Here is a 26,437-nt window from a genome sequence, read left to right on the forward strand (position 1 = left end):
CGTCACCTTTTATAATACAAATAGACCGAATGAAATTGACTAATTTAAGAACACTATAATTATCTTAAAAATACAAAGGAGGTTCCACATGAAAGGAATTATATTAGCAGGAGGTTCCGGCACACGTCTGTATCCTCTGACCATGGTAACATCCAAGCAGTTATTGCCAATCTACGACAAGCCAATGATCTATTATCCGATGTCTGTTCTGATGAACGCAGGTATCCGCGATATTTTGATTATCTCAACTCCGCAGGATACCCCTCGTTTCCATGAACTTTTAGGAGACGGACATCAGTTTGGCGTGAATCTGTCCTATGCGGTTCAGCCAAGCCCGGACGGACTTGCACAGGCATTCATTATTGGTGAAGAATTCATCGGTGATGATACGGTTGCAATGGTTCTTGGAGATAACATCTTTGCTGGCCATGGATTGAAGAAGCGTCTCAAAGCTGCGGTTCAGAATGCAGAAACAGGGAAAGGAGCGACTGTATTCGGGTATTATGTAGATGATCCGGAGCGTTTTGGTATCGTAGAATTCAATCATGAAGGAAAGGCAATCTCTATCGAAGAGAAGCCAGAGAAGCCAAAGAGTAATTATTGTGTAACCGGTTTGTATTTCTACGATAATAAAGTTGTAGAATATGCAAAGAACTTGAAGCCGAGTGCTCGTGGAGAACTGGAGATTACAGATCTGAACAGAGTGTATCTGGAGTCAGAGCATCTGAATGTGGAACTGCTTGGACAGGGCTTCACATGGCTGGATACAGGAACACATGAAAGTCTTGTAGATGCAACGAATTTTGTGAAAACGGTAGAGTCTCATCAGCATCGTAAGATTGCATGCTTGGAAGAGATTGCATACCTGAATGGATGGATCTCTAAAGAAGAAGTACTGGAAGTATATGAGGTATTGAAGAAGAATCAGTATGGACAGTACTTAAAGGATGTATTAGATGGAAAATATCAGGAGAATCTGTATTAATCCAGAGTATTAAAAATTTTTTTTGAAAAGAGGAGAAAATATCATGAATATTATTGTAACTGGTGGAGCCGGATTTATCGGAAGTAACTTTGTATTTCACATGCTGAACAAGTATCCGGATTATCGTATTGTATGTCTGGACTGCTTGACATATGCAGGGAACTTGTCAACACTTGCACCTGTAATGGACAACCCGAATTTCAGATTTGTAAAAGAAAGCATTACAGACCGCGAAGCAGTATACAAATTATTCGAAGAGGAGCATCCGGACATCGTAGTGAACTTTGCAGCAGAGAGCCATGTGGATCGTTCTATCGAGAATCCGGAAGTATTCCTGGATACGAACATTAAGGGAACTGCTGTATTGATGGATGCATGTAGAAAATACGGAATTACCCGTTATCACCAGGTATCTACGGATGAAGTATATGGAGATCTTCCACTTGACAGACCAGACTTATTCTTCACAGAAGAGACCCCGATCCATACGAGCAGCCCATACAGTTCTTCTAAGGCGGCAGCAGACTTGTTAGTGCTGGCATATCATAGAACCTATGGACTTCCTGTAACAATCAGCAGATGTTCTAATAATTATGGACCATATCATTTCCCGGAGAAACTGATCCCGCTGATGATCGCCAATGCATTGAATGACAAACCACTTCCGGTATATGGTAAGGGTGAGAATGTACGTGACTGGCTCTATGTAGAAGACCATTGTAAGGCAATTGATCTGATTATCCATAACGGACGCGTCGGCGAAGTATATAATATTGGCGGACACAATGAGATGAAGAATATCGATATCGTTAAGATTATCTGTAAGGAATTAGGGAAACCGGAGAGTCTGATTACTTATGTTACAGATCGTAAAGGTCATGATATGCGTTATGCGATTGATCCGACAAAGATTCACAATGAACTTGGATGGCTTCCGGAGACAATGTTTGCAGATGGTATTAAGAAGACAATCCAGTGGTATCTGGATAACAAAGAATGGTGGGAGACTATCATATCTGGTGAGTATCAGAATTATTATGAGAAGATGTACGCAAACCGCTAATATATGACTGGAATTGTGGAATATGATAGGACAGATATACGGCATACAAGATTAGGAGGATTTTCGATATGAAGGTATTAGTGACGGGTGTCGGCGGTCAGCTTGGTCATGATGTGATGAATGAACTGGCGAAACGCGGCTATGAAGGAATCGGCTCTGATATTGCTCCTGAATACAGTGGAGTAGCAGACGGTTCTGCAGTGACGACCATGCCTTATATGCAGATGGATATTACGGATGCGTCTTCGGTTGAGAAGAAGATTACGGATGTGAATCCGGATGTAGTAGTTCATTGCGCGGCATGGACGGCTGTTGATATGGCAGAGGATGATGATAAAGTAGAGAAGGTACGTGCAATCAATGCCGGCGGTACGGAGAATATTGCAAAAATCTGCAAGCAGTTGGATTGTAAGATGGTATATATCAGTACGGATTATGTATTTGATGGCCAGGGCACAGAACCTTGGCAGCCGGATTGCAAGGATTACAAGCCATTGAATGTATATGGCGAGACGAAGTTAGAAGGGGAACTGGCGGTGGCTGATAATCTTTCTAAGTATTTTATCGTACGTATCGCATGGGTATTTGGCAAGAACGGCAAGAATTTTATTAAAACGATGCTGAACGTCGGCAAGACCCATGATCAGCTTAAGGTTGTAAATGATCAGATTGGAACTCCGACTTATACCTATGATCTGGCAAGGCTTCTGGTAGATATGATTGAGACTGAGAAATACGGTTACTATCATGCGACGAATGAAGGTGGCTACATCAGTTGGTATGATTTTACGAAGGAGATCTTCCGTCAGGCGGTAGAATTAGGTCATACTGAGTACTCGGAGGATAGATTAAGCGTGAAGCCGGTTACAACAGAAGAGTACGGTATATCCAAGGCTGCGCGTCCATTCAATAGCAGACTGGATAAGAGCAAACTGGCTGAAAATGGATTTGAGCCTCTGCCAACTTGGCAGGATGCTCTTGGAAGGTATTTGAAGGAAATTGAATTCTAGATTCAAAAATAACAGAGTTTAAGGAAAATGGTAAGGAGATTCGAAGATTATGGGACAGATTAAAGTTGAGAAGAATGCCGGAGGGATTGAAGGTCTTTGTGTCATCGAGCCAACCGTTCATGGGGATGCCAGAGGATACTTTATGGAGACTTATAACCAGAGGGATATGGAAGAAGCAGGGCTTACGATGGAGTTCGTGCAGGATAATCAGTCTTGCTCGACCAAGGGAGTTTTAAGAGGACTGCATTTCCAAAAAGAATTCCCACAGGGAAAATTAGTAAGAGTCATTAAAGGATCTGTATTCGATGTGGCAGTAGACTTAAGAAGTAACAGCGAAACATATGGAAAATGGTTCGGTATTGAACTGACAGAAGAGAATAAGAAGCAGTTCTATATCCCGCAGGGATTCGCACATGGATTCTTGGTGTTGAGTGATATCGCGGAATTCTGTTATAAATGTACGGATTTCTATCATCCGGGAGATGAAGGCGGACTTGCATGGAATGATCCGGAGATTGGAATTGAGTGGCCGCAGTTGACCGGTGAGTATAAAGGTACGGCTTCAGCGGCCGGATATCAGTTGGAAGATGGTACGGCCTTGAATCTGAGTGATAAGGATCAGTTGTGGGTTGGATTGAAAGATACATTTCATTTTTAGGTACAAATGTTAGGAAAACTTTAGTTAGAGAAAGAACAGCGCCCTGGAGGTTAGTCCATAGGCGCTGTTTTGAAATTCTGGCATTATTTTCCGGTTGTTTTCCGCGTAATCCAATCCTTGGCATAAGCAAAAGTATTGGCAATCAGTTCAAGTTCAATACGAACATAATTATCTAGATGGCGCAGCCTGAATTTAACTTTCTTCTGAGCCTTCATAGTCTGCAATCCTTCTTTGATCCCTTCTTTATAATCTTTGCCGAACCCTATCTTAATAAAAAATGCATATTTCACCAGATACCCGGCAAGCAGTGGAAGAAAATTCAGTATCAGCTGCACAATAGGCATATTCTTATAATTAAGATAGATGTTATTTCTTGCGGATAACTTCACCTTGAAGGAATTATACTTCGATCCACTTGTCCCGCTTCCTACATGATATACAAGTGCTGTCGGGCAGTACATATTCTTATATCCGTAGATTTTCGCCCGATATCCCACATCAATGTCTTCCAGATAAGCAAAATGATTCTCATCAAAATATCCAATCTTCTTAAAGGCGGATCTGCGATAGATTGCCGCCCCGGCACATGCTGTGAATATCTCGTCTGCTTCCGTGTAATTTGTGACCGGACGTCCGGTACCCCGGCAGATTCCCCATCCGATCAGCGTATAGAGATCCCCTGCACTGTCAATCAATTCCGGGTGATACATCTGAATCATCTTACTGCTTACAGAGAAGATTCGCGGCGATTTTTCAATAGCCTTTACCATCTCTTCAACATAATGTGGATCAACCGTTGTGTCATTATTAAGAAGAATGACATATGGGGTAGCAGAATTCTGTATTCCGACATTCACTGCCCTGCTGAATCCATAATTCTGATCCAGGGCAATGACATCAATCTCTGGATAATTCTCTTTCATATATTCGATGCTTCCATCCGTAGAAGCGTTGTCTACCACAAGAATTCTATAATCACGGTATGTCTGTTCTTTCAGTGAAGCCAGACATGGCTCCATAAAATGTTTCCCGTTGTAATTTGGTATTACAATTGTTACTTTCATATTCATTTCTGCTCCGATTCTTGATACTTAAGCATGTAACGATACAAACTGTATAAGTTTGTTTTGGTTTACCGCCTCATTATAGCAGAGATTTCAACTATTTTCTACATGAACTGAAGAATATGAGTATAAATATTTCAAAAGTATTAATGAAATGTTAAGAAAATCCGCCATACAATGGGTTGTCGATTCAGGCAAATTATTGTATTATAAAGTGTAATGGTTAGATGGAAGCGTCTGATTAACGATAATAAACTATGAAAAACAGGTGAAGAACGTGATTAAAGATAATCAGAAGTTATTGAATAGATTGCATGTAGTAATTGATGCGCTGGCGATTGCGTTTTCCTACGTGGCAGCGTGGTATCTTAGATTTAAGAGCGGGATATTTGCATTGGATCCCTGGTTTCTATCTCTACAGGAGTATATGAAGGTTCTATTGTTTATAGTACCGGGATACTTGATTCTATATTATGCGTTCCAGTTATATACGCCGAAGCGTGTGCAGGGCAGGCGGCTGGAAGCATGGCACATTATGCAGGCCAATGCGATTGGATTGATGGCATTCATATTATTGCTGTATCTGACGAAACAGTCTGATTTCTCTCGAAAGATGATTTTCGTATTCTTTTGCGTGAATGTATTTGTGGAAGTAATCATACGAAATATTATCCGTGAGATTCTGCGGAATATGCGTAGACAGGGCTATAATCAGAAGCATATCCTGCTGGTCGGGTACAGTCGGGCGGCAGAGCAGTATATTGACCGTATTATTGCCAATCCTGAATGGGGATATATTGTAAGAGGAATTCTGGCGGATAATGTGCCAAGGGGAACTGAATACCGCGGGATTAAAGTGTTAGGAAGAACGGAGAACCTGACGATCGTATTGCCAGAGAATAAGTTGGATGAGATTGCTATCACACTGGGACTGGCAGAATATCACAAGTTGGAACATATTGTAAGCATGTGTGAGAAGTCCGGAGTGCATACGAAGTTTATTCCGGATTACAATAATATCATCCCAACCAAGCCGTATACGGAGGATCTGATCGGACTTCCAGTCATTAATATCCGTCATGTTCCGCTGAATAATATGTTGAATGCATTTATGAAGAGATGTGTGGATATCTTTGGAGCGTTGGTTGCAATTACATTGTTTTCTCCGGTTATGTTAGTTGTATCAATCATTATCAAAATAACGGCGCCAGGACCGTTGATATTTAAGCAGGAGAGAATCGGGCTTCAGAATAAGCCATTCTATATGTACAAGTTCCGTTCGATGATTGTGCAGGATGCGAAGGTGGAGAAAGCGGGCTGGACGACGAAGGATGATCCGCGAGTGACCCCGATTGGCAAGTTCATACGTAAGACAAGTATTGATGAACTACCGCAGCTTTTCAATATATTAAAAGGTGACATGAGCCTGGTGGGACCAAGACCGGAGCGGCCGCAGTTTGTTGAGAAATTCAGCGAGGAGATTCCAAGATACAGAGTCAAGCATCAGGTTCGTCCTGGTCTTACGGGATGGGCACAAGTGAATGGATACCGGGGGGATACATCCATTCGCGGGCGTATTGAGCATGATTTGTATTATATTGAGAACTGGACGCTGGGATTTGATTTTAAGATTATCTTTTTGACATTTTTTAAAGGCTTTGTAAACAAGAACGCATATTAGCCTGTAAGGGGAGAAATAGTATGAGCAAGAAAAAACGCATGACGAAGAAGATGGCGCGTGAAGAACGCCAGAGACAGAGAAGAAAAAGGCGCAGAAAAAGAATTGCATTTCTAACCTTTGAGGTGATTATACTTGCAGTTTTATGCGTGGTTGCTTATGGAGTATTTAAGTTGGACAAATTGGATATTAATATCTTGAATAAAGATAAGTTGGAGGCTTACAGGGATACAGGACCGTATACGAATATTGCGCTTTTCGGACTGGATTCGCGGAATGGCGAATTGGAGGGTGGAGTACAGAGTGATTGTATCATGATTGCAAGCATTAACAATGAGACGAATGATGTGAGGCTTTTATCTGTCTATCGTGATACGCTGCTTCAGCAGGCGGATGGAACCTATGAAAAGGCGAATTCGGCGTATCACTCAGGCGGACCGGAAGCGGCAATCAGTCTGTTAAACAGGAATTTTGATCTGGATATACAGAATTATGTCAGTGTGAACTTTAGTGCGTTGGTGGATGTCATAGATGCACTGGGGGGTATTGAAATGGAACTGACTCAGGAAGAAGCGTTCTACAGTAATGGATATGCATCTGAGACAGCGCAGGTCGTAGGAAAAGAGATGGTGCCGATTGAGGAAGAGGCAGGAACTTATGTGCTGGATGGTGTTCATGCTGTGGGATATGCCAGAATCCGTTATACGGATGGAATGGATTTTAAGAGAACGGAGCGCCAGAGAGTTGTGCTTCAGAAGGTGGCTGAGAAAGCAAAGAAGGCGAACATTGTGACCTTGAATAAGATTGTCAATGAAGTATTCCCACAGATATCCACCAGTCTGACAATTAGTGATATGCTGGGATTTGCTTCGAATATTCTGGATTACAATATTGTGGATACGTCAGGCTTCCCGTATAATGTGACAACGAGTGAATCAGTCCTGAATCATGAAGGCTCTTATGTGGTGCCGATAGATTTCGTTAGTAATGTGACGATGCTGCATCAGAATCTGTTTGGCGAGGCGGACTATGTACCATCTGAGAAGGTACAGCAGATTCATGATGATATTATCTATCTGACAGGTGTGACAGAAGATACAACGGCGATGGAGACTACGTTTGAAGGAGATGTACACAATGAGGAGACGCAATAATATTATCTTGGAATATGGTACGTATATGCTTGCTTTTCTTGTAAGTTATATTGCATCTCTGGCAGGTTTGTATTATATCTCCGGACTGATACTGATGTTAGAAGCACTGTTCTTATATGTGCATTGGGTAAGACAGACGGGGAGCCTTGTTGAATTGCGGGCACTTTTTACCCTTGCCTGGGTAGGAGGCCAGGGGATTGCCTGTCTGCAGTTAAGTAAGTTGCAGCAAGAATGGCAATACATTACATGGCTGTGCTTCTTCCTGATTTATGTCGGATTCGGAATCGGTTATGAGTGGGGACAGAAATACGGTAAGACAGAGGAGAAGGAACTGGATAAGGATGATGTGCAGGCAAAGAGGCTGTTTTTGTGCATTGTTGGACTTGCGGTACTCTCTGTGCTTTGTTTTACGTTTGAGGCGGTAAAGGTGGGATTCATTCCGTTATTTTCGGATGAGCCTCATGCATATTCTTATTTTCATGTGTCGGGAGTGCATTATTTTACCATCAGTTGTATTCTGATTCCGGCAATTACAATCTTGTATATTAAGGTGAGCAGTGTGATTGGATATCGGAACAGAATGATACTTGTGATAACGAATGTGATTGCGGTGGCAGTGCCGTTCTTGTGTGTATCCAGATTCCAATTATTGTTTGCAGTAGGATTTGCCGTAGTTACATATATTATGGTGAATAAGAAAATACGGCTCCGAACTATGGTAATACTGGTCGTGGCATTAATTCCAATCTATGTAATTCTGACGGTGTTCAGGCATCATGATGTGACATACTTAAATGGTATCTTTGAGATGAAATATGAGAAGATGCCGATATTCATTACGCAGCCATACATGTATGTGGCGAATAATTTTGAGAATTTTAACTGCATGGTTGCGCAGTTGGCAGAGCATACATGGGGAATTCGAATGTTGTTCCCTGCATTTGCCCTGACGGGGTTGAAATTCGTATTTCCGGAATTGATTGCTTCGCCGGTATATCTGACGAAGCCTGAGTTGACAACGCTTACGATGTTCTATGATGCGTATTATGATTTCGGAATTGTTGGTGTGTTCATATTTGCAGCACTTCTTGGTGTTGTGGCAAAAATATTAGTGAAAGTTGTAAAGAGAAGTACGAATCCGGTGTCATATCTGTTCTATGGACAGTTGGCGATCTATCTTGGACTTGCGTTTTTTACAACATGGTTTAGTAATCCAACCACTTGGTTTTGGCTGATTCTGACAGGGATGATGTACTGGTTTGTGGGATATGATAAGAAAAGGGATGAAGAAAAGTGATGAGTAATCAGAGTATTGTAGATGTGGTAATTCCGACATATCGTCCGGACGGCAAGTTTGAAGAATTGTTGCGTAGATTAGGTAAGCAGAACTATCCGATCAGGCGCATCCACGTGATTAATACGAAGTCGGGAACTTTTCCGGAAGAGGTGGAGCGAATGCCGGGAGTCAGTGTGACGCATATTGATCCGACCAAGTTCGATCATGGCGCAACCCGTGATATGGGATTCTCCTTATCCGATGCGGAGATTCTGGTATTCATGACACAGGATGCAGTTCCGGCGAATGTCCGGCTGATTGAAGGACTGGTGAAGGCATTGAAGCAGACGGATCGTGTAGGAGTCTCTTATGCACGTCAGCTTCCGGCGAAAGACTGTGACTTTATAGAACGGTATACCAGGAGATTCAATTATCCGGGAGAAAGCAGGGTGAAGGATCAGAGCGATCTTCCGGAACTTGGAATTAAGACCTATTTCTGTTCGGATGTATGTGCGGCATATCGTAGAGATATCTACCAGGAGATGGGAGGATTTACCAAAAGAACGATATTCAATGAAGATATGATCATGGCAGCGAAGATGGTGAATGCCGGATATCAGGTGGCTTATGCCGCAGAGGCACAGGTGATACATTCGCATAACTACTCGGGCTTACAGCAGTTCCATCGGAATTTTGATCTGGCAGTATCACAGGCAGATCATCCGGAGATCTTTGAGGGGATTCGCTCGGAGAGTGAGGGGATTCGCTTAGTGACACAGACCATGATGCATTTGATAAAAAGCAGAAAACCTTACCTGATTCCAAGCCTGATCTATAAGAGCGGCTGTAAGTACTTGGGGTACAAATTAGGGCAGAATTACAGGAGACTTCCGCTATGGCTTGTGAAAATATGTTCTGCAAGCACGACATATTGGGAAAAAACGGCAGAAAACCGTGATTTATAATTGAAGTTTCGCAGAAAATGGAGTAATATAGTGAAGAGTATTATCATAAGCATGTCGAAAAGAAAGGATATTGGATAATGGCAAAGGGAAGAAAGCATTACAGGCGTGGGCGCAGATCGAAGAAGCGTGGATTTGCCTCCTGGTCGCTGGGTAAGAAGATTGGAGCCATTCTTGGCGGAACGGTAGCACTGGTTGCAGCAGCCGGAGTTGGAATTCTGGCAAGTAAGTTATCGAAGATAGAGACGGTAAAATTAGATCCGGAAGCATTGAATGTATCGGAGGAAGCAAAGGAGCGGGGAACCGGATATCTGAACGTAGCGCTGTTCGGCGTGGACTCCCGTGATGCGGAACTAGGGGAAGGTACGCGAAGCGATACGATTATGATTGCCAGTTTGAATCGGGAGACGATGGAAGTGAAGATATCCTCTATCTATCGTGATACAATGTTGGAGCAAAAGGACGGATCCTTAGATAAGGCGAATGCAGCATATTCTTATGGCGGACCGGAAGCGGCTGTGGCCATGCTGAATAAGAATCTGGACATGGATATAGAACATTATGTGACCGTGAATTTTGATGCGTTGATTGATGTGATAGATGCCGTAGGTGGTGTAGAGATAGATGTACAGGAGGAGGAGATCTCCTATATCTGTGGATATGCGATTGAGATTATGAAAGTGACTGGACGGGTGTCGCCGGGGGTTACAGAGCCGGGACTTCAGACGTTAAATGGTCTTCAGGCAACGGCTTATTCCAGAATCCGGTATACGGCTGGAGATGATTTTAAGCGTGCAGAGCGTCAGAGAGATGTCTTGTCGAAGATTATCGAAAAATTGCAGGGAGCTAGTCTGGCACAGATCAACAAGATTATTGATAAGGTATTCCCTGAAGTATCTACAAACTTTACAATGGCAGAGATACTTGAGTATGCCAAAGATGCTTTTGATTACCAGTTAGGAGAGACAACGGGATTCCCATTTGATAAGACAACAGACACGCTGTCAGGGGTTGGAAGCGTTGTTATTCCGGTTACACTGGATAGCAATGTAGAACAGCTTCACAAGTTCTTCTATGGAGAGAGCGATACGTATACGGCATCTTCAACCGTAGCATCAATCAGTAGCAAGATTATCGCCAAAGCCGGAGACAGAGAAGCAGATACGGATGAGGCTACCCAGGGAATTATGGAGCAGCCGGAGGAGACGTATACCAATACTGGTAACGGCGGAACAATTGGCGGTGGAACAACTGGCGGTGGAACGACTGGCGGAACGACTGGCGGCGGAACCGGTGGCGGAACAACTGGCGGCGGAACAACCGGTGGCGGAACTGGTGGGGAGACCGGCGGCGGAACCGGCGGAGAGACTGGCGGCGGAACCGGTGGCGGAACGACTGGCGGCGGAACCGGTGGAGAGACTGGTGGAACCGGTGGGGAAGCAGGCGGTGCTGGCGGAGACGACGGTACAATGTAAGAGACATTAAGAGAATCGGAGTATAAAGAAAACGAGGTAGATTACATGAGAAGAATTAAAAAGGCACTTGCTTCATTTTTGCTGATATGTGTGCTGACTCCATGCATATCCATGATTGCGAATGCGGCATCTGCGGAATTACGTTTTACAGACCCTTCAACAACAGTAGGGGCAGAGGTAGAGGTGACAGCAAAGTTATCATCATCTTCTAATCTTCAGTCTTTGGATGCAACACTGACTTATGATTCCAGTATGCTGAGGTTCATAAGTGGAGATAGTGCATCTGGTGGAGATGGAACGATTACTTTATCTGGCAGCGGAAGTGGGACAAGTATGGATTTCGTGCTTAAGTTCCAGGCGTTAGAGGAAGGTACGGCAAAGGTTGAGATATCACAGGCATCCGGTACGGATGCATCTGGATCGGCACTGCAGATAACAAAAGGAAGCTCTGCGGTTACGATTGGTCCTGGCGATCCTTCCTTGATCACGAGCGAAGAAGAAGGAGATACTGCTCCGGTCGGAGAAGGACCACAGGTGGATGTGGATGGTACTCAGTATGTGATTACGAATGATTTCTCAGATGCAGTGATTCCGAACGGATTCGAAAGAGGTGAGATGACATTCGAGGGTACAAACTGTCAGGTGGTAACCCAGGCGGCAAGTGGTGAGTCTGCGATGTATCTGACTCCTACTACCGGCGGAGAAGCAGATTTCTTCCTATATAATAGTGATGAAGGTACGTTCGCTCCGTTTGAAGAAGTAGAGATTGCGGCAGATCGTTATCTTGTAATGCTGAGAAATGATGGTTCTGTAAAACTTCCGAATCAGTATCAGGAAACAACCCTTACTCTGAACGGAAAAGAATTCACTGCATGGCAGGATACTACAAATGCTGAGTATTATATTGTCTATGCATTGAATACGGATGGGCAGAAGGCTCTGTATCAATACGATACGGTGGATAAGACCTATCAGAGATTCATTCAGCAGGCGGTACAGACGGAGACAGAGAAGAAATCATCACCAAAAGGAATCTGGGGAAAGATTCTCCAGTTTATTGAAGATTTTCTGGATATCGCTGTGATTATTGGTGCGATTATTCTGTTGTTGTTGCTGATTGTATTGATTGTAGTAGGTGTGAAACTTCGCCATCGTAATCTGGAATTAGATGATCTGTATGATGAGTATGGAATCGATCTAGATGAAGAAGAAGCACCGGCAAAGGGGAAGAAATCAGCAAAATCAACGAAGGCAGAGAAAGCAGCGTCCGGCAAAGGGAAGAAGACGGCAGCAGGACAGGATAAGAGCGAACCGGCTGTAAGAGTTCCTGCAAAGACCATGAGCCTTGTGGATGAAGATGATTTCGACGACTTTGACGATTATGATGAAGAAGACTTCGATGATTATGACGAGGATGATTACGAAGAAGATTATGGTTATGACAATGAAGATGAGCCGGAAGAGATGATTGATGATCTGGATGAACTTTTGAGTACGCAGCCACAGAAGAAGCGTAGTCACATGGAACCGGATGATACATTTAAGGTTGACTTTATTGATTTGGATTAATGAGTTCGAAGAGGAATGTGAATTACATTCCTCTTTTATTTTACATTTGCGCCTGGATTTGATACAATACAGGTTAAAAGTGCAAAAAAAACGGTAGTTTGTACAAATACAAGGGTAATACAAGGAGTAGAGATATGTGTGGAATTGTAGGATATATCGGAAACCAGCAGGCAGCGCCAATCCTCTTGGACGGCTTATCTAAGCTGGAGTACAGAGGGTATGATTCAGCAGGTATTGCTGTATATAACGGTGAGAAGGTTGAGATGGTGAAATCAAAAGGAAGGCTTAAGGTATTAAGCGAGATGACTCACGATGGAGCAACTCTCCCAGGAACGCTTGGTATCGGTCACACGAGATGGGCAACCCATGGTTCACCATCGGATGTGAATGCCCATCCTCATTTTAATAAAGATCATAGTATCGTAGTAGTACATAATGGTATTATTGAGAATTACCTGAAGTTAAAGAAGAAATTAGAGAAGCATGGATATGAGTTCGTATCTGAGACGGACACAGAGATCATCGCCCATCTTCTGGATTATTACTATAAGGGAAATCCGCTTCAGGCTGTGACGAAGATCATGCATCGTATGGAAGGTTCTTATGCATTGGGAATTATTTTCAAGGATCATCCGAATGAATTATATGCGGTACGTAAGGATAGTCCGCTGATTGTTGGTCATACGAATGGAGGCAATATCATTGCTTCGGATGTACCGGCAGTTCTTAGATATACCAGAGATGTTTTTTTTATTGAAAATGAAGAGATCGTTCGCATGACAGAGGAGTCTATGGAGTTCTTTAACGTGGACGAGGAACCGATTGAGAAAGAGTCCACCAGAATTGAATGGGATGTGAATGCGGCGGAAAAAGGCGGCTATGAGCATTTCATGCTGAAGGAGATGTATGAGCAGCCGAAGGCTATTACGGATACATTCTCTCCGCGAATCAAAGACGGGAAGATCGTCATTGAAGAACTTGGGATGACGGACGAGGAGATCCGAAAGATTCAGAAGATTATGATTGTAGCCTGTGGTTCTGCGGCTCATGTTGGTCATACCAGCAAATATATCTTCGAAGGGCTGGCGCGTGTTCCTGTAGAAGTGGATATGGCATCTGAATTCCGTTACCGAAGTCCGATCCTGGATGAGAATACATTGGTAATTGTTATCAGCCAGTCTGGCGAGACGGCCGATACGCTTGCAGCACTGCGGGAATCGAAGCGGTTAGGCGCGCGAGTTCTTGGTGTCGTGAATGTAGTGGGAAGTTCTATCGCAAGAGAGGCAGACAATGTAATGTATACCTGGGCGGGACCGGAGATTGCGGTTGCTACCACGAAAGCATACTCTGCACAGTTGATCGCGATGTATCTTCTGGCGATGAAGTTCGCGTATGTGAGGGGACATCTGGATGATGCCGGATTAGCGGAGATGCTGGAAGATCTGAAAGCACTCCCGTCCCAGGTTGAGATGATGTTGAATAATAAAGGGAGGATCCAGAAGTTCGCGAACCGTTATCTGGCAGCAAGAGATGTATTCTTCATCGGAAGAGGGATTGACCATGCGATCTCGATGGAAGGTTCTCTGAAGTTAAAAGAGATCTCCTATATCCATTCTGAGGCTTATGCGGCAGGAGAGTTGAAACATGGAACCATTTCCCTGGTGGAAGAAGGTACCTTGGTTGCGGCAGTGCTGACGCAGAAGGATCTCTATAAGAAGATGATCAGTAATATGGAAGAAGTGCGGACTCGAGGAGCATTCGTAATGGCGGTAACTGTTGAAGGCAATACGGATGTGGAGCGTGCGGCGGATTATGTAATCTACATTCCGGAGACGAATAAGTATTTTACGAATTCACTGGCGATTATTCCGTTGCAGCTCTTTGGATATTATATCGCAGTAGGGCGTGGATGCGATGTAGATAAGCCGAGGAACCTGGCGAAATCTGTTACAGTGGAATAGGGAATTGAGTTCTTGAAGAGTATATGTGGAGCGTACGGCAGAGAGGAGCAGTATGGGCATTCAGATCCGACTCCAATCGTCTACAATCCGTAAGTTCAAAAGAGGTCTGGAATCAGGAATCGAATGTAATCGCCGGACAAATCTGAAAGATTTCTCCGGCTCAGACATTCTTGAATTCTGTGCGTGTGGCACAGAATTCATCCTGATTTCAGACCTTTTTTTCACTAACGGCTTGTACGGCTCTTCTACGGATCTGAATGCCCATACTGCCCCTCTCTGCCTGTCATTCTTATGTGTAACTCTTCATGAACTGTGGGGATTCCTGACGGGGTGCAAGGGGGGAATGGTATTGGTAGGAAATGGCGGTTGATCCCTGTCAACACAGTTCCACGCGCATCCTTCGCCAGGAATCCTCCCAGCAGAGAAAACTCTGAGATTCCGGAGATGTCAGGTGAAGCAGAAGAAGATGGGTGGCTCTGAGAGCGTCAAGTAAGTGTTACAAGGCGTTAGCGTGAGAATCCCCGTAGATTGGCATGAGCCTTTGACTTCACGTCAAAGACGAAAGAGTACCCGAACTGCGAAATCATCAAGATTTCGGAGTGAGTGTACTCGGTTGCCAATCTACGGGGATTCTCACGCTTACACCTTGTTAACGAAACGCCCCGGCCTCAGAGCCAGCCATCCGCTTCTGCTTCGCCGTACGCTTTCCAAGAGTCTACTTTTCTACACTAAATTCCCAACTCATCCAACGCCCGAAAACGATACCCCATCTCTTCCCATTTCCCCAACAGTTCATCCAGAATCTGTGCATTTGTACTGGATGTGCTATGCAGGAGAACGATTGCCCCGGGGTGAATCCGCCCAAGGAGTTTGTCGAATGCTTCTGCCTTAGAAGGCTGGTCATCCTGATACCAGTCAACATAGGCAAGGCTCCAGAAGAAGGTCTGGTATCCCAGATCTTTTGCCATTTGTAGGTTCTCGGTGCTGTACTTGCCCTGTGGCGGACGGTAGTACTTGGTCATGGATTCTCCGGTAATCTCGGTATAGAGGTCCTCCACATCCTTTAATTCCTTCTCAAATGCTTCTTTCGTCGAGATCTGGGACATATCTGGATGATGGTAGGTGTGGTTGCCTACGATATGACCCTCATCGTGCATTCTTTTTATGAGTTCGGGTTCGGAAGAGATGAAGGTTCCGACGACAAAGAAGGTGGCTGGTGCATGATGTTTCTTTAAAGCATCCAGGATAGGCTCAGTGTTGCCGTTTTCATATCCGCAGTCGAAGGTCAGGTAGAGAACTTTTTCGTCAGTATCTTCAGCATAGTAGGCGTTATAGGCTTTCAGTTCGTCGAATGTGGCATTCGCTACGGGTGGCTGCCCATCTTCCTGAAAACTAAGTCCCCAGTTCTCGGCGGCTGATGCAATGGCAGAGGAACTGGCAGACGAACTGTCAGATGGACTTTCGGCTGAACTGTCAGATACGTTGCCAGATGAGTTGGCAGATGAACCGTCAGTAGAGAGAGTTTCACTTGTAGAAGATGGGCTCTGCGGTGCGAATCGGGATGCTACTAATTGTCCTCCGAAGAAAGATGCGGTCAGTAAAAGCAGAATTCCCGCCAGTTTGACAAGATTATTTTTGGATAGCATAAGATACTCCGTTTGCTTTGTTTACCATATGTATATGTTGGTTTTGTAATATCATGAGAAGAAGGTGCGAAGTTACTGCTTGCTGATCTGGAAGATATACGATATTAGTCCATCTTCTTGAAATGGCAGTTAAAAGAGTGTAAAATACATGAAGATATAGATGCCAAGAGATCATGAAGAAAAGAGTGTATCGTATAAGGAGTAACGAATGAAGAAGCATATATCTAAGTTAAGGAAATACGTATCTAAATTAAACTGGATTGCCTCCGGCTTCCTGGCTGTGAATGGCCTGTTATTCTGCATGATGTTTCGCTGTCCTAAGAAACGCTGGGAGCAGGATCGTTATGACTGTGCCATCGTCTGCGGATGCCAGGTAGGAGAGGACGGTGTGCCGTCAGACATGCTGAAGGCCAGAGTAGAGAAGGCGGTGGAACTGTGGAAGGAGAAAAAGGTGCAATATCTGATCATGTCCGGCGCAGCTGTACATAATGAATACATAGAAGCGGAAGCGATGAAGCGTTATGCCATAGAACTTGGCGTGTCGGAGGAATATATCCTGGAAGAGAAGCAGGCGGTCAGCACCTATCATAATCTGGTGTATTCTACCAGGATGATGCGCCACTGTGGATTCAAGGATTGTGTGGTTGTAACGAACAGCTGGCATCTGCGAAAAGCAGACCATTATGCCAGACAAAGCGGCATGCGTTATGTGATGGCAGCATCGGATGCACCTAAGGGGCAGAGCATGAAGGAGACGATTCGCCTGCACATTCAGACGAATCTGCATATGTATGTAAATATGTGGAAAGGATATTATTAATCCGAAGATGATGTGGAAAAAGACGATAGGGAAAGAAACGATATGGAAAAAGACAGCAGGACAGATCTGTCCTGAGATTCATTACAAGAATACAAAGCAGGGAATTATGATCACTGGCTGTTATGGTACCGATGGACAAGTGGTTCTGCCGGATGAGATTGCGGGAAGACCAGTGACGGAGATAGCCCCGTATGCATTTGCCGAGAACCAGGAAGAGGAAGATGTGCTGGTGTGGAAGAATGAGAATGCAGGCTTTGGAGGAGACATGCAGAGAATCTGCGGTACGCAGGTGACGGAAGTCTGGCTTCCTTTTGAGGTGACGGAGATTGGAAGGTATGCATTCTATCGGTGCAGGAACTTAAGGAAACTGATCCTGACAGACAGCCTTCTGGATATCGGAGGAGGTGCGCTGACAGGATGCAATCTGTCAGAGGTAGAACTATATTTCTTCCGTGGTGAGAGATGCTGCCTTAAGTCCATTGTGGACGAGATGCGTTTTGCAATCCGGGCAAGGCTTCATTATTATGGAGAGGATGCATCGGGACAGGAAGAGGTGGTAACTGCGCAGGTGTTATTCCCAGAGCATTATGAAGAGGCGGTGGAGAACACGCCGGCAAGGATTTTATTTACCCAGCATCATGGAGCGGGAGGATATTACCGGCAGTGTTTTTATGATAGAAAATTAGATTATAAAAAATATGATGAACTGCTGTTTCGTACAGTGGCAGAAGAAAAGCCTTGGGTTGCGGCAGAACTGGTGCTGAATCGTCTGCGGTATCCCTATCAATTGATGCAGAAGGCCAAGGAAGAATATGAGCAGTATATGACGGCACATATTGAGGATGTGGCCGGTTATCTGATTGAGCGGGAGGACATCGAGGGGCTTGCCTTTTTGTCAGATAAGAATTACTGGAACGAGGCGGCTTTGAATGATGCAATACAGAGGGCGACGGAAGGCAAGAAGACGGAAGCATTAAGCCTTCTTATGGATGAGAAACATAGTCTCTATCCAAAGAAAAAGAAGACATTTGAATTGTAATATGGTTTGATACATTGACGATAAGTAAGGGGAAAGGGAAATGGCAGCAGAGTTAACAACCGGTGAAAAATTAGATGTCGTCAGCCGTAAGATCCTGATGGTCTCCCGGAACGAATTGTACTTAAAGATGCGGTTTATGGATGTAGCCCTAAGCAGCCTGTTCTTTGTTATGGATGAGGGGGCGGATGGTATGGGAACCGATGGACTCTATCTCTATTATCATCCGCAATATCTGGGCGGACTATATAGGGAAGACCGGATACAGGTGAACCGGATCTATCTTCATCTGGTATTGCATGGCATCTTCCGCCATATGGTACGAAAGAATGGAAGGGAAGAACGGCTCTATAGTCTTGCCTGCGACATCGTAACGGAGTCCATGATTGACAGTATGCAGCATAGATGCGTGTTAAAAAGCCGCTCCTGGCTTCGCCGGGAGACATATCGTAGGCTTAAGAAAGAGATGAAGGTGCTGACGGCAGAGAAGGTCTATGGCGAGATTGGCAGATGGGAATTATCCGAGGCTGAGATGATGCGCCTGGAAACAGAATTCCGGGTGGACGACCATAGTTACTGGCCTTCCGATGACGATCAGAAGAAACAGAATCAGATTGAGAATAAATGGCAGGATATCAGTGAGCAGATGGAGACGGATATGGAGACCTTCTCCAAGGAATCGTCGGCGGAATCGGGAAACTTGGTGGACCAGGTGCGCGTGGAGAATCGGGCGCGTTTCGACTACCGTCAGTTCCTTCGGAAGTTCTCGGTGCTGAAAGAAGAGATGGCGGTGGATCAGGATTCTTTTGACTATGTGTTCTACAGTTATGGTTTGTCTTTATATGGCAATATGCCTCTGATTGAGCCGCAGGAGTGGAAGGAAGTGCAGAAGGTAGAAGAATTTGCCATTGTGATCGATACTTCCATGTCCTGCTCCGGAGAACTGGTGAAAAAGTTCCTGGAAGAGACTTATGGCGTTCTTAGTGAGAATGACAGTTTCTTTCGGAAGGTGAATATTCACATTATTCAGTGTGATGACCAGGTGCAGACGGACCAGAAGGTTACCAGTGAAGAGGAATTGATCGAATATATGGAGGATCTGGAACTGTGTGGTGAAGGCGGAACGGATTTCCGTCCGGCATTCGCGTATGTAGAACAGTTGATGGAGCAGCATGCTTTTGATCATCTGAAAGGATTGATTTATTTTACCGACGGAAGAGGAATCTATCCGGCGAAGATGCCGCCATTTACGACGGCATTTGTGTTCATGAAAGAAGATTATGAGGATGTGGATGTTCCTCCCTGGGCGATGAAGTTAATCTTAGAGGAGGAAGACCTGGAAAGATAGAGGGATACGAAGAGAATATCAAGTCAGAGAGATCTCTGAATCATAGTTATTAGAATCAGAAAATAAAGAACAGGACAGGAGATAGGACATGAATATAAAACGGGCAAAACAAGAAATCAAGGATTCCATTGAGGCATATCTTAAGAAAGATGCCGATGGAGAATATATGATCCCTGCGATCCGCCAGCGCCCAATCCTGCTGATGGGACCGCCGGGAATCGGAAAGACGCAGATTATGGAGCAGATTGCCAAGGAGTGTAAGATAGGGCTGGTATCCTATACAATCACGCATCATACCAGGCAGAGTGCAATCGGGCTGCCGTTTATCCAGAAGAAGATGTATGGCGGCAGGGAATATTCGGTGACGGAGTATACCATGAGTGAGATCATTGCATCGGTCTATGACAAAATTGAGGCTACCGGAGTAAAGGAAGGAATTCTCTTTATAGACGAGATTAACTGTGTCTCTGAGACTCTGGCACCAACCATGCTCCAGTTCCTTCAGTGTAAGATGTTCGGCAATCAGAAAGTGCCGGAGGGGTGGATGATCGTGGCAGCAGGCAATCCGCCGGAATATAATAAGTCGGTGCGGGATTTTGACATTGTAACTCTGGACCGTATTAAGAAGATTGATGTGGAGGAGAATTATGAGGTCTGGAAAGAGTATGCTTATCAGGTTGAGATTCATCCGGCGATTCTGGCATATCTTGAGATTAGAAGAGACTATTTCTACCGGATTGAGACAACCGTGGATGGCAAGATGTTCGTGACTGCCAGGGGATGGGAGGATCTGTCCCAGTTATTGAAAGCATATGAGATTCTGGGCAAGAAGGCGGATCGGGAAGTGGTGCATCAGTATCTCCAGCACTGGAAGGTAGCAAAGGATTTCGCCAATTATCTGGAATTGTATGAGAAATATAAGAAAGACTATGGCTTGGAGAAGATCATAGAAGGATGTTATCGTAAGGAGACTTTGGAACAGCTTAAGTATGCTTCTTTTGATGAGCGGCTCAGTGTGGTGAATATGCTGATTGGAAGGCTTGGAGGACTCTTCAAAGAAAGTTTCGTAGAAGACCGCTATGTGACCCTGATTTACGATTACTTAAGGCAGTATAAGGAGAGCCTGAATCTGGAGGAAACGATCCGACTTGTGGAAGAGAAGTATGAGGCTTTGAGAAGAGCGGAGCAGCTGACGAAGATTGAAGAACGAATCTGGAAGAAGACGGTGCAGACCTTAGAGCGGTATGGGCAGATGGTGCAGAAGGAGCATCTGGCAGGGGAGGATGGATTCGTCCTTGTAAAGCGGGAATTCGGCAAGGAGACGGAACTGAGGGAACAGGCAGTAGAACAGGCTGCGATGGCGCTGGATCATGCATTCGACTTTATGGAGGATGCGTTCGGAGACAGTCAGGAGATGGTTGCCTTCGTGACAGAACTGAATACCAATTATTACAGCATCCAGTTCCTGAAAGACAATGATTGTGATAAATACTACCGCTATAATAAAAAACTGCTGTTCGACGAACAGCAGCAGGAGATCCTGAAGGAACTGGATGAAGTTGAACAGGATCTGAATACAGCCTTAAAATAAGACCATACAAATATTATATGAGGAGGAAATAAGAGATGTTATTCGTACATTATCCAAAATGCAGTACTTGCCAGAAGGCGAAGAAATGGTTAGAAGAAAAGGGCGCAGAGTTTGAGGCAAGAGATATCAAACTTGAGAACCCGACCAAAGAGGAATTAAAGGAGTGGCATCAGAGAAGTGGTCTGCCATTAAAAAGATTCTTTAACACCAGCGGCATGATCTACCGGGACATGGGATTAAAAGACCGCCTGCCGGAAATGTCTGAAGAAGAGCAGTATGAATTGTTGGCTTCCGATGGAATGCTTGTGAAACGCCCGATTCTTGTGACGAATACAAAAGTCTGCCCGGGCTTTAAAGAAAAAGATTGGGAGCAGATGATATGATTGCTTCCTCATATGGACAGATAGACCTTCACCTTCATCTGGATGGATCACTCTCTGCCAGAACTATCCTGAACCTGGCAAAGGAAGAGAATATTACGCTTCCGGCAGATACAGAAGAAGGCTTGTGTCCTTATATTACGGCACAGATGGACTGTAAGAGTCTGAATGAATACCTGCAATGTTTTGAACTTCCGCTTTTGGTGTTACAGACGGGAAACTGTCTGGAAATTGCCGCCTATGAACTGGCAAAAGATTTAGAAGCAAAAGGGCTGATCTATGCAGAGATCCGATATGCCCCTGGCTTACATGTAAGGAAAGGCTTAGACCAGGAAGGGGCTATCCGTGCGGTGCTTGCAGGACTTGGGCGCGCTATGAGGGAGAGTAGGAATGGAATCGTCTTAAGAACCATTCTCTGTTGTATGCGTGGCGCAGATACCCATGCGGCCAATCTGGAAACGGTACGCCTGGCAGCAGAGTATCTGGGAAGAGGCGTTGTAGCCGTAGACCTTGCGGGTGCAGAGGCTCTGTATCCAACGGGGGATTATGAAGAAGAATTCACCTGTGCAAAGAGGCTGGGCGTCCCATTCACCATTCATGCCGGAGAAGCCGCCGGGCCTGAAAGTATCTGGAAAGCTCTTGAGTTCGGTGCTGTAAGGATCGGCCATGGTGTCCGTGCGATTGAAGATGAAGAGTTAATGAGAGAATTAAAAGAACGTGGAACCGTGTTAGAGATGTGTCCGATCAGTAATCTTCAGACGAAAGCCATAGAAGATATCAGGGATTATCCGTTAAGAACATATCTTGAGCAGGGGATCAAAGTGACCATCAATAGTGACAACATGACGGTTTCGAATACCTGGGCGGGCAAAGAATTCGAATATCTGTTTCAATATTATGGACTGACAGAAGCGGAAGCCGGACTTTTGCAGGAAAATGCGAAGGCTGCAGCATTTGATCTGTGATTTCAAGAGTGTGCTATGCTTGATTCGTGATGTTTTCGTAATGCAATACGTTAAAGTATTGAAATACCCTTCCTTTTGTGATAGAATAAGAAATTGCCAAAGGCAAGAAAGCAATGAGTTCACTGATTTAGGAGGAAGACAACATAAATGGACACACGTATTTCTGGAAAAACAAGACTAATGGGAGTATTCGGAACACCGATCAAGCATTCGGGTTCTCCGATTATATATAATTTCTGTTTTGATTATTATGGGATTGACTGTGCGTATCTGGCATTTGACTGTGATGCGTCGCAGGTGAAGGATTCGCTGGCGGCCATGCGCCGTTTGAATATGCGCGGGGCGAATGTTACCATGCCGTGCAAGCAGGAAGTGGCCCGCAATATGGATCGATTATCACCAGCGGCCAAATTCATCGGCGCGGCGAATACCATCGTGAATGACAACGGTGTGCTGACCGGGCATATCACGGATGGAATGGGCGTTGTGCTGGATCTGAAGGATCATGGAAAATCCATCGTAGATAAAGATATTGTACTTTTGGGTGCCGGAGGCGCTGCAACAGCGATCATGGTACAGTGTGCGCTGGATGGGGCGAAGTCGGTGACAGTGTTCAATCGCAGTGCCGAAGGATTAGAGAAAGCAAGAAGGATCGGTGAAAATATGATGAATGACGGTGTGCCGTGCAAGATGGAATACCACCTGATCTCTGAATCGGAGCTGATGCATGATATGATTCGCAAAGCGGACGTGCTGATCAATGGAACTTCTGTTGGAATGCGTCCGGTGATGGAAGGAGTATCTCTGGTAACGGATATGACTGCGTTCCATGAGAATCTGGTAGTCTATGATATTATCTACAATCCGCTGGTAACAAAGCTGATGAGCGATGCAGTGGCGAATGGCTGCAAAGAAGAGAATGTCATCGGCGGTAAGGGGATGCTGCTCTGGCAGGGCGCAGGCGCTTTCAAGTTATTTTCCGGACTTGATATGCCGGCACAGGAATTGAAAGCATTCCTCGCAAAAAGAGAAGCGGAAGGTGTAGAGCCGCTTCAGGATATTGCGGAGAATGTGCCGTACTAATATATTGTAAGAAAGTGATAAAAAATATCAGGTTTTGGTTGACAGTCCTGCGTAGAATCCATATAATAACAATTACGGTAAGGGAGTAGTTGGCGCATTTTGCGTAGTTTTGTCAACATACTGATGCATCTGCATCTGGCATGACTTTAAATGATGAGACTTATCCGTGGACAAGCCACGGATAGGTCTTTTTTTGCGAAAGCATCCAAAGGGAACTGTCGATGGCAGATCCTGCAGGTGTATGAGATAGAGTCTTAAGAATCACAAAAAGACCTCCTTTGGTTAGGAATGTCAAAAATACTTTGAGAGCAAAATAGGAGAGAAGAATCATGAGTTTGGTAGAATTATTCTTAATTGCGGTAGGATTATCAATGGATGCTTTCGCGGTGTCTGTCTGTAAGGGCCTTGCGATGAAGCGGTGTACGTGGAGCAAGGCAGGACTTGTTGGATTGTATTTTGGAGCGTTTCAGGCAATCATGCCATTGGTGGGTTATATATTAGGAGTACAGTTTAAGGATATTATCACTTCTATTGACCACTGGATTGCATTCATTCTGCTTGGAATCATTGGTGCGAATATGATCAGGGAAGCAGTTGGTGATGCGGATGAGTGCGAAGGGGCGGATGAGTCTCTGGATGTGAAGACGATGCTGGGATTGGCAGTGGCAACCAGTATCGATGCACTTGCAGTTGGCGTGACATTTGCCTTTTTGCAGGTAGATATTGTGCCTGCGGTAAGTTTTATTGGCGTGATTACATTTACTTTATCCGTCGCAGGTGTTAAAATAGGCAATATATTCGGAACAAAATACCAGGCAAAGGCAGAGATTGCAGGGGGAATTATCCTGATTCTTATGGGATGTAAGATTCTGCTTTCGCATCTGGGGATCATTGCAATCTAGAAAAAGTGAGGAGTAGGACGATGAAGTGGAATCAGTTTCGTTTGACAACAACGACAGAGGCAGAAGATATTGTCAGCAGTATGTTGATGGACTTAGGGATACAGGGAGTACAGATTGAAGATAAGATCCCATTAACACAGGAAGATAAGGAGCAGATGTTTGTTGACATTTTGCCGGATATACCGGATGATGATGGCAAGGCTTATCTGACTTTCTATCTGGATGAAGATGAGGATAAGGCGCCTATTCTTTTGAGAGTGAGACAAGAACTGGAAGAGATGCGCAAGTTCCTGGATGTGGGAGAATGTATCATTGAGGAATCCCAGACAGAGGATGTGGACTGGGTGAATAACTGGAAGCAGTATTTTCATCAGTTTTATATTGACGATATCTTAATCATCCCATCCTGGGAGAAGGTAGAGGCGAAAGACAGTGATAAACTGGTCATTCATATTGATCCTGGCACAGCGTTTGGTACAGGTATGCACGAGACGACGCAGTTGTGTATCCGCCAGTTAAAGAAATATGTAACCGAAGATACGGAGATCCTGGATGTGGGATGCGGAAGCGGCATTTTGGGAATGCTTGCCCTTAAGTTCGGCGCAAAGCATTCAGTTGGAACAGACCTTGACCCTTGTGCAATCGATGCCACCCATGAGAATATGGAAGTAAATGGAATCCGAAAGGATCAGTATGAAGTCATGATCGGCAATATTATTGATGACAAGGAGATCCAGGACAAGGCTGGCTATGAGAAATACGATATCGTGGCAGCCAATATTCTGGCTGATGTGCTGGTACCGCTGACTCCTGTGATTATTCATCAGATGAAGAAAGGTGGAATCTATATCACCAGCGGCATCATTGATGATAAGGAAAAGGTTGTGGTAGAAGCAGTAGAAGCGGCAGGACTGGAAGTGCTGGAAGTGAATCATCAGGGAGAATGGGTGTCCGTAACCGCAAGAAAGAACGAATGATACAGCCAAACATAGTACTGCCTATAAAGAATGAATCAGTAAAGGATGAGGAGTCAGGAAGATGCAGCATTTTTTTGTGACGCCTTCGCAGGTGAAAGAGAAGAAGATCTATATTGAAGGTTCTGATGTGAACCATATGAAGAATGTTCTCAGGATGCGGATTGGCGAGGAACTTGTGGTAAGTGATGGGAACAATCTTCAGTATCGGTGTGCCGTCGAAGGATATGAAGAGGGAATTGCCGTATTAGAGATCTTGGAGGAATTGCCTGTGGATACGGAACTTCCTTCGTGCATCTATCTGTTTCAGGGATTGCCGAAGCAAGATAAGATGGAACTTATTGTACAGAAAGCAGTAGAACTTGGCGCCTGTCAGATTGTGCCGGTAGCAACGAAGCGTGCCGTGGTAAAACTGGATGAGAAGAAAGCAGCTAAGAAGGTGGAACGGTGGCAGCAGATTGCAGAAAGTGCGGCAAAGCAGGCTGGACGCGGAGTAATTCCGGAAGTGGCACGCGTGATGTCTTATAAAGAAGCTTTGAAGTGTGCAGAAGGGCTGGATGTAGTGCTGATTCCGTATGAATTAGCCGAAGGTATGGAAGAGACCAGGAAAGTGATAGAAGCCATCCGACCTGGACAATCTGTGGGAATCTTCATCGGTCCGGAAGGCGGGTTCGAGAAAGAAGAAGTGGAACTGGCTATGGAATATGGGGCAAAGGCAATCACTCTTGGTAAGAGGATTCTTCGGACAGAGACGGCTGGACTTACTACATTATCCGTCTTAATGTTCCATTTGGAAGGGTAAGAACATAATCTAGTAGTAAGAAAATAAAAAGCAGG

At 44.7% G+C, this 26,437-nt stretch carries 24 protein-coding genes; 22 read left to right on the top strand and 2 right to left on the bottom strand.

Going from position 1 to position 26,437, the window contains the following annotated elements; genetic code table 11:
• Positions 1-88 precede the first annotated feature (88 nt).
• The 4 genes from rfbA to rfbC all read left to right on the top strand — a co-directional run bounded on the left by rfbA (position 89) and on the right by rfbC (position 3,716).
• On the top strand, positions 89-985 hold the full coding sequence (gene rfbA / locus ACQRBN_RS03010; protein WP_427737470.1) for a glucose-1-phosphate thymidylyltransferase RfbA: 897 nt from the start codon (positions 89-91) through the stop codon (positions 983-985).
• A 43-nt stretch (positions 986-1,028) separates the two neighbouring features.
• Positions 1,029-2,048, top strand: a complete 1,020-nt coding sequence (gene rfbB, locus ACQRBN_RS03015; protein ID WP_427737471.1) for a dTDP-glucose 4,6-dehydratase — start codon at positions 1,029-1,031, stop codon at positions 2,046-2,048.
• Between the two features lie 68 nt (positions 2,049-2,116).
• Complete coding sequence (gene rfbD / locus ACQRBN_RS03020) at positions 2,117-3,058, top strand: dTDP-4-dehydrorhamnose reductase (protein WP_427737472.1); 942 nt, start codon at positions 2,117-2,119, stop codon at positions 3,056-3,058.
• Between the two features lie 49 nt (positions 3,059-3,107).
• Entirely contained in the window at positions 3,108-3,716 is a 609-nt protein-coding gene (gene rfbC, locus ACQRBN_RS03025; RefSeq protein ID WP_427737473.1) for a dTDP-4-dehydrorhamnose 3,5-epimerase, read from the top strand.
• Between the two features lie 83 nt (positions 3,717-3,799).
• On the opposite strand, the gene ACQRBN_RS03030 is transcribed toward rfbC, so the two are convergent.
• The gene (locus ACQRBN_RS03030) at positions 3,800-4,780 is read right to left on the bottom strand and encodes a glycosyltransferase family 2 protein (RefSeq protein ID WP_427737474.1); all 981 of its coding nucleotides are present in this window, start codon (positions 4,778-4,780) and stop codon (positions 3,800-3,802) included.
• 277 nt (positions 4,781-5,057) lie between these two features.
• On the opposite strand from ACQRBN_RS03030, the gene ACQRBN_RS03035 reads away from it, so the two are divergent.
• From ACQRBN_RS03035 to ACQRBN_RS03070, 8 genes are all read left to right on the top strand, one after another.
• Complete coding sequence (locus tag ACQRBN_RS03035) at positions 5,058-6,461, top strand: undecaprenyl-phosphate glucose phosphotransferase (RefSeq protein ID WP_427737475.1); 1,404 nt, start codon at positions 5,058-5,060, stop codon at positions 6,459-6,461.
• A 20-nt stretch (positions 6,462-6,481) separates the two neighbouring features.
• On the top strand, positions 6,482-7,612 hold the full coding sequence (locus ACQRBN_RS03040; RefSeq protein WP_427737476.1) for an LCP family protein: 1,131 nt from the start codon (positions 6,482-6,484) through the stop codon (positions 7,610-7,612).
• A complete protein-coding gene (locus ACQRBN_RS03045) occupies positions 7,596-8,909 on the top strand; it encodes an O-antigen polymerase (RefSeq protein ID WP_427737477.1) in 1,314 nt (437 codons plus the stop codon). The genes ACQRBN_RS03040 and ACQRBN_RS03045 overlap by 17 nt, the downstream gene beginning before the upstream one ends.
• Complete coding sequence (locus tag ACQRBN_RS03050; protein ID WP_427737478.1) at positions 8,909-9,853, top strand: glycosyltransferase family 2 protein; 945 nt, start codon at positions 8,909-8,911, stop codon at positions 9,851-9,853. The genes ACQRBN_RS03045 and ACQRBN_RS03050 overlap by 1 nt, the downstream gene beginning before the upstream one ends.
• Before the next feature lie 77 nt (positions 9,854-9,930).
• Positions 9,931-11,325: an LCP family protein gene (locus tag ACQRBN_RS03055; RefSeq protein WP_427737479.1), complete on the top strand. Its 1,395-nt coding sequence runs from the start codon at positions 9,931-9,933 to the stop codon at positions 11,323-11,325.
• Between the two features lie 45 nt (positions 11,326-11,370).
• Complete coding sequence (locus ACQRBN_RS03060; RefSeq protein ID WP_427737480.1) at positions 11,371-12,894, top strand: cohesin domain-containing protein; 1,524 nt, start codon at positions 11,371-11,373, stop codon at positions 12,892-12,894.
• A gap of 134 nt (positions 12,895-13,028) precedes the next feature.
• Positions 13,029-14,855, top strand: a complete 1,827-nt coding sequence (gene glmS / locus ACQRBN_RS03065) for a glutamine--fructose-6-phosphate transaminase (isomerizing) (RefSeq protein ID WP_427737481.1) — start codon at positions 13,029-13,031, stop codon at positions 14,853-14,855.
• Positions 14,856-14,907: 52 nt separating this feature from the next.
• Positions 14,908-15,225 (top strand): hypothetical protein, encoded by a 318-nt coding sequence (locus tag ACQRBN_RS03070; RefSeq protein ID WP_427737482.1) that lies wholly within the window; start codon positions 14,908-14,910, stop codon positions 15,223-15,225.
• 358 nt (positions 15,226-15,583) lie between these two features.
• Here the strand turns inward: ACQRBN_RS03070 and pdaA are convergent, their stop codons facing one another.
• On the bottom strand, positions 15,584-16,501 hold the full coding sequence (pdaA, locus tag ACQRBN_RS03075; protein ID WP_427737483.1) for a delta-lactam-biosynthetic de-N-acetylase: 918 nt from the start codon (positions 16,499-16,501) through the stop codon (positions 15,584-15,586).
• Between the two features lie 208 nt (positions 16,502-16,709).
• On the opposite strand from pdaA, the gene ACQRBN_RS03080 reads away from it, so the two are divergent.
• From ACQRBN_RS03080 to ACQRBN_RS03125, 10 genes are all read left to right on the top strand, one after another.
• Positions 16,710-17,321, top strand: a complete 612-nt coding sequence (locus ACQRBN_RS03080; protein ID WP_427737484.1) for a YdcF family protein — start codon at positions 16,710-16,712, stop codon at positions 17,319-17,321.
• 7 nt (positions 17,322-17,328) lie between these two features.
• Positions 17,329-18,360 carry a leucine-rich repeat protein gene (locus ACQRBN_RS03085; RefSeq protein WP_427737485.1) on the top strand — a complete coding sequence of 344 codons (1,032 nt, stop codon included), beginning with the start codon at positions 17,329-17,331 and terminating at the stop codon, positions 18,358-18,360.
• 40 nt (positions 18,361-18,400) lie between these two features.
• Positions 18,401-19,705, top strand: a complete 1,305-nt coding sequence (locus tag ACQRBN_RS03090) for a vWA domain-containing protein (protein ID WP_427737486.1) — start codon at positions 18,401-18,403, stop codon at positions 19,703-19,705.
• A gap of 88 nt (positions 19,706-19,793) precedes the next feature.
• Positions 19,794-21,296: an ATP-binding protein gene (locus tag ACQRBN_RS03095; RefSeq protein WP_427737487.1), complete on the top strand. Its 1,503-nt coding sequence runs from the start codon at positions 19,794-19,796 to the stop codon at positions 21,294-21,296.
• A 35-nt stretch (positions 21,297-21,331) separates the two neighbouring features.
• Positions 21,332-21,679, top strand: coding sequence for an arsenate reductase family protein (locus ACQRBN_RS03100; RefSeq protein WP_427737488.1), 348 nt, complete (start codon positions 21,332-21,334; stop codon positions 21,677-21,679).
• Positions 21,676-22,641 (top strand): adenosine deaminase, encoded by a 966-nt coding sequence (add, locus tag ACQRBN_RS03105; RefSeq protein ID WP_427737489.1) that lies wholly within the window; start codon positions 21,676-21,678, stop codon positions 22,639-22,641. Before ACQRBN_RS03100 ends, add begins: the two co-directional genes overlap by 4 nt.
• A gap of 147 nt (positions 22,642-22,788) precedes the next feature.
• Positions 22,789-23,724 (top strand): shikimate dehydrogenase, encoded by a 936-nt coding sequence (gene aroE, locus ACQRBN_RS03110; protein ID WP_427737490.1) that lies wholly within the window; start codon positions 22,789-22,791, stop codon positions 23,722-23,724.
• Positions 23,725-24,053: 329 nt separating this feature from the next.
• Complete coding sequence (locus ACQRBN_RS03115; protein WP_427737491.1) at positions 24,054-24,626, top strand: manganese efflux pump MntP family protein; 573 nt, start codon at positions 24,054-24,056, stop codon at positions 24,624-24,626.
• A 20-nt stretch (positions 24,627-24,646) separates the two neighbouring features.
• Positions 24,647-25,603 carry a 50S ribosomal protein L11 methyltransferase gene (gene prmA / locus ACQRBN_RS03120; RefSeq protein ID WP_427737493.1) on the top strand — a complete coding sequence of 319 codons (957 nt, stop codon included), beginning with the start codon at positions 24,647-24,649 and terminating at the stop codon, positions 25,601-25,603.
• Between the two features lie 61 nt (positions 25,604-25,664).
• Positions 25,665-26,402 (top strand): 16S rRNA (uracil(1498)-N(3))-methyltransferase, encoded by a 738-nt coding sequence (locus ACQRBN_RS03125; protein WP_427737494.1) that lies wholly within the window; start codon positions 25,665-25,667, stop codon positions 26,400-26,402.
• Positions 26,403-26,437 lie beyond the last annotated feature (35 nt).

It is taken from the genome of Bariatricus sp. SGI.154 (assembly GCF_050313795.1).
Lineage (GTDB): Bacteria > Bacillota > Clostridia > Lachnospirales > Lachnospiraceae > CAMBRQ01.

Coding starts and splice junctions, on each gene's coding strand:
- ACQRBN_RS03040 (WP_427737476.1), top strand. CDS start 6,482: ATGAGCAAGAAAAAACGCATGACGAAGAAGATGGCGCGTGAAGAACGC.
- ACQRBN_RS03050 (WP_427737478.1), top strand. CDS start 8,909: ATGAGTAATCAGAGTATTGTAGATGTGGTAATTCCGACATATCGTCCG.
- ACQRBN_RS03085 (WP_427737485.1), top strand. CDS start 17,329: ATGATGTGGAAAAAGACGATAGGGAAAGAAACGATATGGAAAAAGACA.
- rfbD (WP_427737472.1), top strand. CDS start 2,117: ATGAAGGTATTAGTGACGGGTGTCGGCGGTCAGCTTGGTCATGATGTG.
- add (WP_427737489.1), top strand. CDS start 21,676: ATGATTGCTTCCTCATATGGACAGATAGACCTTCACCTTCATCTGGAT.
- ACQRBN_RS03045 (WP_427737477.1), top strand. CDS start 7,596: ATGAGGAGACGCAATAATATTATCTTGGAATATGGTACGTATATGCTT.
- pdaA (WP_427737483.1), bottom strand. CDS start 16,501: ATGCTATCCAAAAATAATCTTGTCAAACTGGCGGGAATTCTGCTTTTA.
- rfbA (WP_427737470.1), top strand. CDS start 89: ATGAAAGGAATTATATTAGCAGGAGGTTCCGGCACACGTCTGTATCCT.
- ACQRBN_RS03070 (WP_427737482.1), top strand. CDS start 14,908: ATGGGCATTCAGATCCGACTCCAATCGTCTACAATCCGTAAGTTCAAA.
- prmA (WP_427737493.1), top strand. CDS start 24,647: ATGAAGTGGAATCAGTTTCGTTTGACAACAACGACAGAGGCAGAAGAT.
- ACQRBN_RS03055 (WP_427737479.1), top strand. CDS start 9,931: ATGGCAAAGGGAAGAAAGCATTACAGGCGTGGGCGCAGATCGAAGAAG.
- aroE (WP_427737490.1), top strand. CDS start 22,789: ATGGACACACGTATTTCTGGAAAAACAAGACTAATGGGAGTATTCGGA.
- ACQRBN_RS03100 (WP_427737488.1), top strand. CDS start 21,332: ATGTTATTCGTACATTATCCAAAATGCAGTACTTGCCAGAAGGCGAAG.
- ACQRBN_RS03060 (WP_427737480.1), top strand. CDS start 11,371: ATGAGAAGAATTAAAAAGGCACTTGCTTCATTTTTGCTGATATGTGTG.
- ACQRBN_RS03090 (WP_427737486.1), top strand. CDS start 18,401: ATGGCAGCAGAGTTAACAACCGGTGAAAAATTAGATGTCGTCAGCCGT.
- ACQRBN_RS03030 (WP_427737474.1), bottom strand. CDS start 4,780: ATGAAAGTAACAATTGTAATACCAAATTACAACGGGAAACATTTTATG.
- ACQRBN_RS03115 (WP_427737491.1), top strand. CDS start 24,054: ATGAGTTTGGTAGAATTATTCTTAATTGCGGTAGGATTATCAATGGAT.
- rfbC (WP_427737473.1), top strand. CDS start 3,108: ATGGGACAGATTAAAGTTGAGAAGAATGCCGGAGGGATTGAAGGTCTT.
- rfbB (WP_427737471.1), top strand. CDS start 1,029: ATGAATATTATTGTAACTGGTGGAGCCGGATTTATCGGAAGTAACTTT.
- ACQRBN_RS03080 (WP_427737484.1), top strand. CDS start 16,710: ATGAAGAAGCATATATCTAAGTTAAGGAAATACGTATCTAAATTAAAC.
- ACQRBN_RS03125 (WP_427737494.1), top strand. CDS start 25,665: ATGCAGCATTTTTTTGTGACGCCTTCGCAGGTGAAAGAGAAGAAGATC.
- ACQRBN_RS03095 (WP_427737487.1), top strand. CDS start 19,794: ATGAATATAAAACGGGCAAAACAAGAAATCAAGGATTCCATTGAGGCA.
- glmS (WP_427737481.1), top strand. CDS start 13,029: ATGTGTGGAATTGTAGGATATATCGGAAACCAGCAGGCAGCGCCAATC.